General features: G+C 42.8%; 11 protein-coding genes. 7 read left to right on the top strand and 4 right to left on the bottom strand.

Annotated features, from left to right (window positions below; genetic code table 11):
- The first annotated feature begins 109 nt into the window (after positions 1–109).
- From H8796_RS21190 to H8796_RS21165, 6 genes are all read left to right on the top strand, one after another.
- Positions 110–469: a hypothetical protein gene (locus H8796_RS21190; protein WP_117934882.1), complete on the top strand. Its 360-nt coding sequence runs from the start codon at positions 110–112 to the stop codon at positions 467–469.
- A 137-nt stretch (positions 470–606) separates the two neighbouring features.
- Entirely contained in the window at positions 607–1,113 is a 507-nt protein-coding gene (locus tag H8796_RS21185) for a DUF805 domain-containing protein (RefSeq protein ID WP_117934880.1), read from the top strand.
- Between the two features lie 127 nt (positions 1,114–1,240).
- Positions 1,241–3,499 (top strand): hypothetical protein, encoded by a 2,259-nt coding sequence (locus H8796_RS21180; RefSeq protein WP_117934878.1) that lies wholly within the window; start codon positions 1,241–1,243, stop codon positions 3,497–3,499.
- Positions 3,500–3,503: 4 nt separating this feature from the next.
- Positions 3,504–4,076, top strand: a complete 573-nt coding sequence (locus H8796_RS21175; protein ID WP_117934876.1) for a sigma-70 family RNA polymerase sigma factor — start codon at positions 3,504–3,506, stop codon at positions 4,074–4,076.
- A 4-nt stretch (positions 4,077–4,080) separates the two neighbouring features.
- Positions 4,081–5,148, top strand: a complete 1,068-nt coding sequence (locus tag H8796_RS21170) for a RyR domain-containing protein (protein ID WP_117935023.1) — start codon at positions 4,081–4,083, stop codon at positions 5,146–5,148.
- Positions 5,149–5,170: 22 nt separating this feature from the next.
- A complete protein-coding gene (locus H8796_RS21165; RefSeq protein ID WP_004303891.1) occupies positions 5,171–5,464 on the top strand; it encodes a RyR domain-containing protein in 294 nt (97 codons plus the stop codon).
- On the opposite strand, the gene H8796_RS21160 is transcribed toward H8796_RS21165, so the two are convergent.
- The 3 genes from H8796_RS21160 to H8796_RS21150 are packed head-to-tail and all read right to left on the bottom strand — an operon-like array spanning position 5,439 to position 11,047.
- Positions 5,439–8,720: a CHAT domain-containing protein gene (locus H8796_RS21160; RefSeq protein ID WP_117934874.1), complete on the bottom strand. Its 3,282-nt coding sequence runs from the start codon at positions 8,718–8,720 to the stop codon at positions 5,439–5,441. The two genes, H8796_RS21165 and H8796_RS21160, sit on opposite strands and share 26 nt — an antisense overlap.
- Before the next feature lie 20 nt (positions 8,721–8,740).
- Complete coding sequence (locus tag H8796_RS21155; protein ID WP_117934872.1) at positions 8,741–9,409, bottom strand: hypothetical protein; 669 nt, start codon at positions 9,407–9,409, stop codon at positions 8,741–8,743.
- Between the two features lie 21 nt (positions 9,410–9,430).
- A complete protein-coding gene (locus H8796_RS21150) occupies positions 9,431–11,047 on the bottom strand; it encodes an SUMF1/EgtB/PvdO family nonheme iron enzyme (protein WP_117934870.1) in 1,617 nt (538 codons plus the stop codon).
- Positions 11,048–11,142: 95 nt separating this feature from the next.
- On the opposite strand from H8796_RS21150, the gene H8796_RS21145 reads away from it, so the two are divergent.
- Positions 11,143–11,517, top strand: coding sequence for a RidA family protein (locus tag H8796_RS21145; RefSeq protein ID WP_004327226.1), 375 nt, complete (start codon positions 11,143–11,145; stop codon positions 11,515–11,517).
- Here H8796_RS21145 and H8796_RS21140 read toward each other — a convergent pair.
- Positions 11,485–12,975: a folylpolyglutamate synthase/dihydrofolate synthase family protein gene (locus H8796_RS21140; protein WP_004327225.1), complete on the bottom strand. Its 1,491-nt coding sequence runs from the start codon at positions 12,973–12,975 to the stop codon at positions 11,485–11,487. The two genes, H8796_RS21145 and H8796_RS21140, sit on opposite strands and share 33 nt — an antisense overlap.
- Between the last annotated feature and the right edge of the window lie 64 nt (positions 12,976–13,039).

Here is a 13,039-nt window from a genome sequence, read left to right as displayed (position 1 = left end):
ACGGGAACAAAGGTCGGGATATTAAAAATAGGGTTGCTTCCCTATGTGGATAGTACTTGATAAAGCAAATAAAAAATGAAATATTATAATTTATTAATCATAGAATAACATGGCAAAAGAAAAACAGGAACCTTATGAGTTCTTAAGCAATTTGGTATTGACTTTAATGAGTGCGGATCGTATTTTCAGTAACAGTTTTTTCATAAGCGAATTCGCTGTCTCTCCTAAAACATTAGGGGAGATAAGGCGGGGAGAGGATATGTGCATTTATCAGTATGTACGGGTGATCCGGTGTATGACGAAATATCTTCATTTGATTATTCAGATGGATATGTTGCTGAAGGAGTTAAGAATCGTACTGTTTTCCCATTGTGACTTGGTGGTCGCTACGGTTCCGCACCGTTCTTGCGGAACTTGTCAGCCGACAGAATGGGTGGCAGTGATGCATTGGGATGGAGTGAAATTGTGATTTCTACAGGAAATAGGGCATTTTTTTATTCTTTTTGCCTGATTTCTTTCTTTATTTAATTTTTTTTATATCTTTGCTTTCATATTGAGAAACACAGAGAATATCTCACTTATTTATTCATATAAACTTAATAAATTATGTTCAAAGCTCCTTTCTCATTTGACGGGCGTATTCGTAGAATTGAATATTTCCTGTCGGGCATTATCGGTGGTGTAGTTTCTAGTATTGCATGGGCACTAGGTGTAGGTACATTTGTGTTGGGTGCTGCCAGCGGATCGGCCGGGGGATCAGTATTTGGTTTATTGATCGGTCTTGCTGCTATGATTGCTTCCATCTGGTTCTCTCTGGCACAGGGTGTGAAACGTCTGCACGACTTAAACAAATCCGGTTGGCTGATTTTGTTGTGCTGTGTACCTATCGTTGGTTGGATTTTTGCATTGTATATGTTGTTTGCAGATGGTACGGTAGGTCCTAATCCTTATGGGGCAGATCCGAAAAACCGTATGCCATATCAGGCACAGCCTGCTTCTGTAAATGTGACTGTAAACGTTTCAAGAGAAGAGGTGAAAGTTGACAAGCCGGTAGAAGATGCTCCCGCACCTGCAGAAGCTCCAGCGGAAGAGAATAAAGAAAAAGCTGAATAATCTTATTAAAGAAGAAATAAGAAAGCCTCTTGCAAAATTCGTTTTGCAGGAGGTTTTTTTATTACTAACCTGTTTGTTATTCAATATTTTGTATAAATTTGTAGAATAAATAATCAATCTATCGAATATGTATATGTTAAGCACAGTAATCTCTCAAACTGGTGAATGCAATGCACAGCACGCGACAGACCCTTGTTTTTTAAATCAATGGGGATATTCTACCCTTTTGTTAATCATTATCGGGATAGGTTTGGTATACCTGCTTTTTAAGAAACGGAAATTCTTAGTGGATAACCTGAAATGGATTGCAGGTACGGTATTTATTGCAGGTTTCCTGATATATTGGTACGCTTTTAATGAGGGAGGGAGTGACAGTAATTCGATAGCGTTGGCGTTTAGGTCTGCTCTGTCTTCTATGGAAATGTTCGCTTCGCATTCCGATCTTTTGGAGGTTCCTGAAGATCTGCATCATGATCCTTTCTACATGACGATATTTTCTGTGATACATTTCCTGGCCGTTATAGTGAGTGCGGTTTTTATCATCAAACTGTTAGGATTCAGATTTATCTCATGGGTGCGGTTATGTGTGGCGAATCTTTCAAGAAAGAAGAAATGCCGACTGTTTATTTTCTGGGGTGTCAATGATAATGCGATATTGCTGGCTAACAGCATAAGAAAAAAAGCGGCAGAGCTAAAGGGGAAGAATGAAGAAGGATGGGAGAATTGTAAGTTCATTTTTGTGAGGTTGCTTTCTGCTAATGAAAGCAGTTCTCATGGCCGGTTCACATTCAGTCATTTCTTTAATTCGTCTCATGACGGAACTGAAAAATTCATAGAAAAGATAGAAGAGCTTGACGGCATACTGGTTAACTCTAAATTTGGAATCACAGGCCGGGTTATAGATAAAGTCAAATCGGAATTTGATTTATACAAATATCTCGGATTGAGGAGATTGGGAAACCTAATCAAGAAGTACCCGCAGGCAACTTTCTATTTTTTGTCTCCCAATGAAGAACTGAATCTGGAGGCGGTGTCTGTTTTTAAGGAAATAGCGAAATGTAAAGAAGATAGAGTCCATAATCAGGTTCAGATTTATTGCCATGCGCGTAAGAACAACCAGAACCAGAAGTTGGAAATATGTGATGGGTTGAAACATCAGATTCATATCATCGACTCGTCTAATCTTGCTGTATTGCAATTAAAAAAGAATGTGAGGAATCACCCCGTGAATTTTGTAGATGTCGATACATCGAAGGCTTGTGTAAAGAAACCTTTTACGTCGATGATTATTGGCTTTGGAGAAACCGGACGTGACGCATTTCGTTTTCTATATGAGTTTGGGGCATTGATTGATGTAAATGGCAATAGGAACCCTCAAAAAATATATGTGGTTGATGAACATATAGATGAATTGAAAGGTGATTTTTTAATGAAAGCACCTGCCTTGAAGGAGAGGAAAAATGAGTTGGAATGGTGTGAAGAAATGTCTATCCATTCCGAACGTTTTTGGGAAAAACTCTCTGAAATCATTCATGATCTAAACTATGTTGTAATTGCTATAGGAAATGATAATGAAGGGATGGCATTGGCGATTGATCTCTACGAATATGCCTATCGATATAGGAAGGATTTTTTCAATGACTTTAGGATTTATCTGCGTGTCAATGGAAGTTGCAACACCATTCAGCTGAAGCAAATAAAAGAGTATTTTAATATTTATGGCAATACCCGGGATGTAATCATAACTTTTGGAGCGCAGGAAGAAATATTCTCATACGATGTGGTATCAACAGATGTGCTTGAAGTCTTGGCAAAGGAATTTTATTATGCATATCAGAAAATTATGATTGACGCAATGCCTGAAACGAATGAGAAGGAAATTGAAGAGAAGAAGAAAGCGAAGGAAAACCTGAAGCAAACAGCGGAAGAAGAATGGAATGCGCGTAGAGAGGCATTGCGGGACAAGCATTGCTTGGATGCACAAATTAAATTGGCTTATCAGGAAGAGCAGGATAGGGCTAATGTATGGCATATCGATACCAAAAAGTTTTTAGCCGGGGCCATGGGAGAGGATGGCAAAGATAATAAGGAAAGATTGAAAGAGATGGTTGAGCTGACGCAGCGTGATGCCCATACATTGAACTATTCTAAGGTTTGTGACGTTGTTTCCAGTACATTATTTGATAATTTGAGTAAGTGCGAACATTTGCGTTGGAATGCATGTATGGAACTGCAAGGATTTGTAACGTGTGACGGAGATAAAGACTTTCAGCAGAAGAAGCATAAATGCATCGTCGATAATGATATTTTAAGAAGTAAATATCCGGAAACCATCCCTTATGACCAGTGTGTGGTTGAGCTAAGTTTTAGATTGAAAAAGAACTAACTATATGACAGATCAGGAAATTGTCGACGGATTAATCAATCGGGATGAAAAAATCACCGATTGGTTTTTCAATATAAAATATCGTCCGTTGTTTATCAATGTAATTAAGCTGATATTTGATTACCAGGTTGATTACGATGAATGTATCAGCGAACTCTACTATCATCTAATGAAGAATGATGCTGCCGTTCTTCGTCATTTTGAGGGACGTAGCACCATTGGAACATGGATTAAGATTGTGGCAATCCGTTTTTTCCGGGAACAGAAAAAACGTGAACAGATGATAGAAGACGAGAGTAAAGAGCCTCTTTATGAGCAGAATCATGAAGAAGAAATAGATGACTCTGAATCGAAAATAGCCGCAAAGATTGATTTGGAACGTTTGTTCGATCTGATGTCGAATAAGCGGTATGTGATGGTCATCAGGGAATTAGTACTCAAAGAGGTCGAACCTGAATTTTTAGCATTATCTATAGGAATAACTGTTGCTAATCTGTACAATATTAAAAAGCGTGCGCTGGCAGCATTGGCTCACTTAGCTATGAATGATAAAAAGAAGTATGAAAACAAAAGATAAAAATATGATAACCGAAGAATTGTTGGCTGCTTTTGAAGAAGGTAAGACGAATGCTGAAGAAACAGCTTTGGTACTTGAATATCTGGCGACTGATGAAAGTTTGCAAGAGGAATTTATCTTGTCCCAACAGTTGGATGCCATGATGGGAGCTGATGATGAAGAAACGGACTTCCTGCCAATGGCGCAGATGGCAGCCAACTCGGAAGGTAATCTTTGTGATTTCCAGTGTGAGCAGTTTATTTTGAAACGTAGAAAGATTGAATATAATTCGGACGAACTCTCGGAGGAGGCCAGGAATAATAGTTGGTTGAGGGAGAGGGGAACTCCTTTGCATAGTGTAGGTCGCCTGCTCGAACGACGCGGATTGATTGTGATGCGCAGTTATGGTTCCAGTATTGACAGTGTCATACGTGCCCTCAAGGCCGGACATGATGCGATTGTTGTGGTAAACAGTTGCCGGTTGCCGGGAAATAGCGAGGAGGAAATTGCTTATCATGCAGCAGTAGTGCTTGACGTAAATGAAGAGGAAGTGACGCTTTATGATCCTGCAGCGGGAGAGGAAAGTACGGCCTATCCCAAGGATCACTTTATTGCGGCATGGAATGATGCGAAAGCATATTTGGCGAGGGTGAAAGTGCCTGATCTGGATTATAATCCGCGTCCCATTGATCTGGAAGATGTTGAATTGAGCACTGATTTGATTGAATTGCGTGAAGCCATTGCTGAAAATGCGCACGAAGTCTGGGCCGACCAGCGCCAGGAAGAGGGATGGACTTATGGACCGCAGAGGGATGACGAGAAGAAAGAGACTCCGGACATGGTGCCTTATTCCATGCTTCCTTATTCGGAAAAAGAATATGATCGACGTATGGCATTTGATACGATCAAACTAATGAAAAAGCTGGGGTATAGTATTATCAAACGGGGCGATACGGCTCTTCATAATGAGCTGATGAGAAAATTGAAGAATGAAGGCGATGCCAAAGTCTGTGAATGTGGTGCATCTATTTTTATGGACCAAATTTATTGCAGTCATTGTGGTAAAAAGATAGATTGGAAATTGTTCCGCTAATATATAAATAATGAATCATAAAATGAAAGAGTATATTCCCAATCCGGTGGATACAGGACATATCCAACTCCCGAAGGAGTTGGAATACCTGGTAGAAGAGATGGCTAAGAATGTTCATGAAGTCTGGTCGAAAACCAGAATAGAACAAGGTTGGACGTATGGAAAAAAGCGGGATGATGTGTTGAAGCAGCATCCGTGTCTGGTTCCGTATGAAGAATTACCTGAAGAAGAAAAGGTGTACGACAGAAATTCTTCGGTGGAAACCTTGAAACTGATTATGAAACTAGGGTTTAAGATCTCGAAGGATGAGGAATAGGCGATCTGCCTGCATCCAACAAGATAAATGGTGCCCAATATTTACTGTCTGCATATCCGTTCTCACGAAGGTACTGTTGCGCTTTGATAAGGGCCTGTCGTTCGGATAACCCTGAAATGATGTTCTCATAGAATTTAGTCATGAGAAGCATGGAGGCCTGGTCGTCAACAGCTGAAAGTGTCATGAGGATGGTTTGTACTCCTGCATTCTTGAAGCCTCGTTGAAGACCGAAAAGACCATCCGCACCAAGAGTACCTTGACCGGTGTTGCAGGCAGAAAGAACAACCATACGACAACCGCGGAGGTTTAGTGTACTGATTTCATCTGCACGGAGCAGTCCGTCGTTATTCTCTTCCGTGGCATTGGCGCCGGACATAATCAGGAAGCAATGCTTCATCGCATCATCGGCTTCACGTTGCTTCAATTCTTTATAGTCTCCGTGAGTAGCTATGTGAATCAACGAAACAGCTTTGCCGTCGAGTGCCCGGAACTGCTTTTCCGTTCCGTTTTCACCTACGAATAGATTGGTTTTAATCTTCTTTTCTTTCAACAGGGAATTTACGTTATTTACTTCATTGAGCGTATATGGTAACTCATGATACCCATTCTGTCCGTTACGGAATTTCCCGGAGTTATGATCTGTAGAAACAATATTGCGAACTTTGGTTGAAGCCATTTCGTAGTCTAATCCTCCGAAAAGTGCGGCTGATGAGTAGTTCAGCGAAGCTCTATCGAGTGCAATTTCTTTTGTTGACGATAAACGATAGACGGCTTTCTGGAATGCTAACGGTAGGTTACCCGCTCCATACGGAAGATATTCTACGGGTAGCTGATGAAGTATCCCGTCTGGTGAAAAATAAATAGTGTCCGCTTTGCTGATATATTCATCCAGCGCTTTCCAGAAATGTGCCCTGTTTTCGGTTGCGGTAAAAGCCGTAGGCGATTGCATTTCTTTCGATAGCAGTTCCTGATTCATTAACTTGATTGCGGTGGGAGATACGTCGCCCGGACGAAGTACGAAAGCGGCCAGGTGTTTGTCCGGAGCTAGTAATTCATCGTCTATGAGAGCAAATTCTATGGCGATGGAGTTTCCATGCAGATGCTTTTGTACGTCTTGCCATTTGACGGAAAGATAACGGGTATAGTCGCCGAAATCAGTAGATTTTCGCATCAAGTCCAGTTGCAACTGTTCATACTCCTCTTTCTGGCGGATAATATTTTTCCGTGCTTCCGTCTGATTGGCTGCATTCGGGAGTTCACTTTGCATGGATAAAATTTGTTCCGCCATGAGGGTAGCCTTGTTGTATTGGTCGAGCAGGGATTTATCTCCCGAAGCGCGGATCAGAGACTCCAGTTCAATAGACGAATTGAGCATAATACCTTTCGAAAACAATAATGCATCGTAACCTAACCGGGCAAAACGTTGTTTTTGTTCAAGTGTACCTGTTGCGGTGATATTAGCTGCACGGAGAGGAATACTGTCCAGTGAGGAACGGATATCCTTCCAGAATGCCAGGCGTTCATCGGCTTTCGAGAGACGGAAAAGATTACGCAGTGCGGTTGTTTCACCGGAGAGGAAAGGTTCCATATAGGCTAATGCCTTGTCGGTCTCTCCTTGGGTATAGTAGATGTCAGCGATAGTCCCTAATGCGGAGACATACATCAACCCGTCTTCTCCCCATTGCAGGCGATAAGCATCCAGTTGTTCAAGATTCTCTTTCAATAATCTGTTTAAAACCGCCATTCGTTGACGTTCGGCATCCTGTTCTGTCTGCCTGGCTGCTGTCTCATTGCCCATCATGGTGTGGCAACGATTCAGACTGCTAAGTGCATCCTGATATTTTACATCACTGCCGGGAAGAACTTTGTAAATGTCTGCAGCTTGTTGGTAGTTTGCTGCTGCTTCTGCATATTGTTTCTGTCGGTATAAGATACTGCCTCTGGAACGGAGGATTTCCCCCATCTTATCTGACTTATCACCCGTCGGAAGCTGTTTTTCGGCTTTTGCAAGTATTTCGAGGGCTTTTCCATATTCCTTGGTGAATCCGTAGTTACGGCACAATGCAATGGAGGCGTCTACATATTTGTCCAGTCTGTCCGGCAACATCTGTGCATAAACCGACAGTGCCTGATTGAGCATACGATTGGAGGCCTCATACTTGGCAGCAATGCTATAATTGAGTCCGCCCAGATAAGATTCCAATGCAAATTTAGCCTGTTCGGCAGGATTGCTGCGGAGGATGTCTGCTGCCAGTTCGTAGTATTCGCCGGCAGATGCGTGATCTTGTATTCCGGAGAGAAATTGCGCATAGTTGTGGCGTACTTTAAAAACGATCTCCTTATGGGTATTCACATCGCATTTCTTTAAAGCCTCCAGAAAATGTGCCCTTGCCTTGTCGTTGTCACCTATACTGGCAAAATACTGTGCACGCTCGGTCAGGCAAACGGGCTCGTCGCAAGGCTTCTCCAATTCTTTTTTATTGTGAGATTCTGCCAATTTCATGTATTCCAATACTTTCGGCTGATTGTTCAGCTCCAGGTAGATGGACGATATCCAATCGAGAAGTTGCTCGTATTCTTTTGAATCGTCAGGAAAGATGTTGAAGGCCTGCTCATAATAAGTTACCCCTACGTCTTTACGTTCCGACAGGTAGTACAACGAACCTATCTGCTGGAGTTGACGGGCTACTGAAAGGGACTTTTCGCCATACATCTTTTTACTGATGGCTATTTCCTCTTCTACAATGGCACTTGCTTTGTCCATTTCTCCTAAAGCTATGTAGCAGCGGGCGAGATTGATATGAAACATGAATGCCTGTTCGGGACGGGGTTGAATGCGACTGCACAATTCCCATGTCTTGCTGTGAATTTCTGCTGCTTTAGGATAGTCTTTTGCAACAGTCAGGTAGTAGAGTCCTGTGTTGTTCAGGGAGGAAATATATTTGATATTTGTTTCGCCCAGTATGGTCTTGCGCATATCTGCTGCCATTTGTGTATAGGTTAGTCCTTCGGGACGTTCCAGATTCAGATAACAGCGGCCGAGAATGTGCAGGCAGGTAGCACGTTCCGCACTCTGTGTCTTTCCCGTTTTGACATATAATTCGTCCGCTTGTTTCAGTTTGGTAATGGCGGTTGGGTAATCTTGTTTACTTTCTAGTTTTTGAGCTTCTTCAACCAGTAGGTCGGCTTGGCTTGCAGTCTGTGAGTAGGCTGTCAGACATAGACAGGCTAATAGAGATAGAATGAATTGTCGCATATAATAGAGATTTTAGTGGATTAAAATAAGATCAAGGCAAAGCTCCCGTCTCTCTTGCTTTTATTGGTGATCGAGACGATGATTTTATACCGTTCGTCCGAGCTAACCTTTTCTTTACGGAAAGGAAGACCTTTCCGGACACTGTCATTACATTTGTATTCCCGTTCACTTTTCGATTGATAACCGATTGTCTTTATTTTCCAACTGAAAGAGCGATTCACCTCTGCCACGCAGCCTATCTGCGAGGTTCCCGAACAGCTCGGAATCTCGAAAGTACAGGTCTGACCGGCAGCCACCATTTTGGTATCTAATCTTACTTTGTTGGCGGAGTCCTTATCACCTCTCATCCTCGCTTCTGCTGCATACTTGTCCGCAATTTCATAGATTGTTTCATTATCAACGCAGGCTTGAATGAATTCGTAGTCAAATACCAGATGTCCTTTCAGGCTCAAAACATCGCCCTGGGTTTGTTTGACGGTTAATGGGATAGGGGCTGCATCACGCAGCGTTTTGCTTACTGCCAGCAGTTGTTCGCCACTGGCAAAGCCGCCGTCCAATGCTTCACATGCTTTCTTACAGGCGTCGAACACCGTTTCAAAGGGTGTCGTTGTCTGTGCATTGACACTCATTTGCCCTCCGATGAAAAAAAACAGGAGGATGAATACTCTGAAAATAGTTTTCCTGCTCATTTTTATTTTGCATTCATAGTGTTATTGAATAGGATTAAGTACCACACGAAATCCGATATGTGGTTCTGATGTATCGTAAGTCTGTACGCTACGATGGCGAATGTCCATATCACGTTCGTTGGCCAGGTAGCTGCCTCCTCTCACTATCTTTTTATGGTGTCCGGGATTCTCTGCCGGACCTTGGGGATCTGTGACCCGTGTATTTTCATACCGGCTCATCCAGTCTGTACACCATTCGGCGGCGTTGCCTGACATGTCGTATAAATCGAATCCGTTTTCGCGTTTCTCGCCAACGGGATGCAGGCGTTCATTGGCATTGGAGGCATAGTAGGCTACATCACGAATGTTGTCTGAACCGGCATAAGGATAGCTTTCGCCTCCGGCGGCTGCATATTCCCATTGCGCCTCTGTAGGGAGGGAAAAAGATAAACCGGTGAGCTTGTTCAGTTTCTTGGTGAAGGTCTCTGCATCATTCCACGTTATATGTGTCATAGGCAGCATGCCTTCTTCCGTAACAATGGAGTCATTCATAATGGCATACCACAACGAACGTGTTACTTCGTATTTACACATATAATAATCGGAACTTAATACAACAGTGTGCTGCGGTGAGTCATATCCTTTTCCCATAGTTTTCCCCATGATGAATTCTTTGTTTTTGGCCGGAATCAGCAGCATATTATTCATCATGTCCACCAGGGAGCGGAGCTGGGGCAGTGTGATTGTGGGATTCCATTTTACGTCTACCCATTCTTTCTCTCTGTCTTTTATATCCCTGTTTCCGGTGTTGTTTACGGAGGCGCGTCCGTCATTCCGGAGTGCATTGAATTCATGCAGGATGGAGTCGCACGTAGATTTCAAAGAACTGTCCGGGTGTTTCTTTATGAAACTACTGTAATCGTCATAAGTGCGACAATCCTTGAATTCCAATTTTTGTTCTGCCGTTCTTTGGATGGAAGTATAAGTTTTGCTTCCTGCTACTATTAATAATAGAGCAATGAAAGTCATCACAAGCCATTTAGCAGATACATAAGAAGGTTTTGACAACATTTGTTTCAGGAGGTCACCCTTTATATCTTTGAATCGGGCTACTCGTGAGTTACTGTAAAATACAGCTTGAAAGTCTTTTAATCCGCTAATGTCCGGTGGTAGTTGCAGGGTGGCAAAATCATAGCTTTCACTTTCCTGCGGAGCAATCGGAATGATATTTATCTGTTTGGGGGTTCTATTCCGGCGGTGTAACGCACGGCCTAATTCTATCCGGACAAAATCGATTTCTCCGGTACGGCTGATCTGCTTAATTTCTGTTTCAAACTCTTCATAGGTCAAGGACGCCATCCGTTCGTAAAAAGCCACTTCTTCCATGTCCCATGTTGCTTTTTCGACTGTCTCGACCGCTTCTTCATTGAGCGGGCGGATCGTTGTAAACGTCTCCGGCACCATAAACATAATAAAGTCTTTGCACTCATCAATGCGACGAATCAACTCAACATCAAACCGACCGTTTAAATTGTCTTTATCAAAGCTCACCCTTTTGCGGAATCCGGATTCTTCCAGCATCAGTTGTAGCATTTCAGGCTTGTCGCCCGAACTTCTTTTACGGTAACTTATGAATATGTCGTAATTATGCTTGCTCATCAGCTGCTAAGATAATAAAAAGAAACAGATTTGTCAATCTTACTCGAAATTTATTTTTATCTTTGAAATTCGGTAAACAGAAAAAAGAAATATATATGAAAAAAGTAATTTGCAGTGAGAAAGCTCCGGGGGCTATCGGCCCTTATAGTCAGGCGATAGAAGCCAATGGTATGGTATTTGTGTCCGGTCAGTTGCCTATTGATGCCGCTACGGGACAGATGGCGGAAGGCATAGAAGGGCAGGCACGCCAGTCGTTGGAGAATATCAAACACATTCTTGAAGAAGCAGGATTGACAATGGGAAACATTGTCAAAACCACTGTATTTCTTCAGGATATGTCCTTGTTTGCGGGGATGAACGGTGTGTATGCCACGTATTTTGACGGAGCCTTTCCGGCACGTTCGGCGGTTGCCGTAAAAGCTCTGCCAAAGGATGCGTTAGTAGAGATTGAGTGTATCGCGGTTCGCTAACAAATCTGCGACAATGAAACTGCTGCCTCCTACAAAGATCAGATCTTTTGGGGGGCAGTTCTTTTTTGCCGCCTGTACAGCTTCTACAACAGTGGGGTAGGTGGTACCTTTCAATCCGGCTTCTTCTGCCAATGCCAGTAGTTCATTTTCCGGAAGCGCGCGTTTAACGCTTGCTTTGGTAAAATAATAGGTGGCATATTTCGGCAATGCTCGCAGAACCCCTCGGATGTCTTTGTCATTGACCATGCCGAATACAAAATGGATCTCCTGACCGAAGGTTTTGTGAATGGCATTGAGCTGTACATGGATATATTCGATTCCATCAACATTATGTCCCGTGTCACAGATAATATCCGGATAGCTGTGTACTTTCTGCCAACGTCCCATCAGACCGGTGAGCTGACATACGTTTGCAAGACCTGCGCGATAGTCTTGGGATCTGATGTTGTAGTTCAGACGGGTCAGTGTCGCAAGGGCTTTTAGGATGGTGGACATATTTTCGAATTGGTAAGCTCCGCTCAACTCTGTGAAAAGTCCGAAAGGAAACATCTCATTGTGGATTTTGATAGCATCTTTTCTTTTGTCGAGTATCTGGTCTAGCGTACGTAGACTGTCTGACAGGTCTAACATGAGTAATGCTTGCCGCATCTGGTTTGCCTCTTCTTCTGATTGTTCGTCCATTGCTTCGATCATTTCGTGCATGCTCTGAATTGTGTTGTCCATCATCGGTCTTATTTCTTGCAATTTCGAATAAGGAACTATTTCCATGTCCCAGTACCGGGCATTTTCACGGGCATATTCGATGGGCGCATTCTTTTCTTTAGCTTTCATGGTAAATACACGTTTCACTGCCCCTTGGGCTCTGCCGATAACGACCGGAACTCCTTCTTTGATAATTCCGGCTTTCTCTTTGGCAATCTTCGTCAGCGTGTCACCCAGATATTGGGTGTGGTCGAGGCCTATGTTGGTGATAACGCACAAATCCGGATGGATGATATTCGTACAGTCCAATCTTCCGCCCATGCCTACTTCGATAACTGCTACATCTACTTTTTGGTCGGCAAAATAACGGAATGCCATAGCGGTGGTCAGTTCGAAGAATGAAGGGTGCAGCGGCTCGAAGAAAGAGCGATGCTCTTCTACGAAATTGACTACATACTCTTCCGGTATCATCTCACCGTTGATACGGATACGTTCGCGGAAGTCGATTAAATGAGGGGAGGTGAATAGTCCTACCCGGTAACCGGCGCACTGCAATACGGCTGCGATGGTATGTGAACAGGATCCTTTTCCATTGGTTCCGGCGATATGTATCGTCTTGAATTGTTGATGAGGATGCCCAAAATGTTCGTCCAATTTGTGTGTGGTCTCTAAACCTGGCTTATATGCTTTGCCTCCTATTTGTTGAAACATTGGCGCACTCTCATATAAGTACTTTAAAGTGTTCTGATAGTCCATGTTTTATAATATTTAACGTCGGGCAATCTTTATTGCCCACTAATTTGTTTATCTTTAGAACCGT

The organism is Bacteroides sp. M10 (genome assembly GCF_014334015.1).
Classification (GTDB): domain Bacteria; phylum Bacteroidota; class Bacteroidia; order Bacteroidales; family Bacteroidaceae; genus Bacteroides; species Bacteroides intestinigallinarum.
This window is presented reverse-complemented; position numbering and strand designations above follow the sequence as displayed.

What these genes read in the sequence shown, in the direction of transcription:
- H8796_RS21180 (WP_117934878.1), top strand. Translation starts at nt 1,241, where the DNA reads ATGTATATGTTAAGCACAGTAATCTCTCAAACTGGTGAATGCAATGCA.
- H8796_RS21140 (WP_004327225.1), bottom strand. Translation starts at nt 12,975, where the DNA reads ATGGACTATCAGAACACTTTAAAGTACTTATATGAGAGTGCGCCAATG.
- H8796_RS21145 (WP_004327226.1), top strand. Translation starts at nt 11,143, where the DNA reads ATGAAAAAAGTAATTTGCAGTGAGAAAGCTCCGGGGGCTATCGGCCCT.
- H8796_RS21160 (WP_117934874.1), bottom strand. Translation starts at nt 8,720, where the DNA reads ATGCGACAATTCATTCTATCTCTATTAGCCTGTCTATGTCTGACAGCC.
- H8796_RS21175 (WP_117934876.1), top strand. Translation starts at nt 3,504, where the DNA reads ATGACAGATCAGGAAATTGTCGACGGATTAATCAATCGGGATGAAAAA.
- H8796_RS21165 (WP_004303891.1), top strand. Translation starts at nt 5,171, where the DNA reads ATGAAAGAGTATATTCCCAATCCGGTGGATACAGGACATATCCAACTC.
- H8796_RS21170 (WP_117935023.1), top strand. Translation starts at nt 4,081, where the DNA reads ATGATAACCGAAGAATTGTTGGCTGCTTTTGAAGAAGGTAAGACGAAT.
- H8796_RS21150 (WP_117934870.1), bottom strand. Translation starts at nt 11,047, where the DNA reads ATGAGCAAGCATAATTACGACATATTCATAAGTTACCGTAAAAGAAGT.
- H8796_RS21155 (WP_117934872.1), bottom strand. Translation starts at nt 9,409, where the DNA reads ATGAGCAGGAAAACTATTTTCAGAGTATTCATCCTCCTGTTTTTTTTC.
- H8796_RS21185 (WP_117934880.1), top strand. Translation starts at nt 607, where the DNA reads ATGTTCAAAGCTCCTTTCTCATTTGACGGGCGTATTCGTAGAATTGAA.
- H8796_RS21190 (WP_117934882.1), top strand. Translation starts at nt 110, where the DNA reads ATGGCAAAAGAAAAACAGGAACCTTATGAGTTCTTAAGCAATTTGGTA.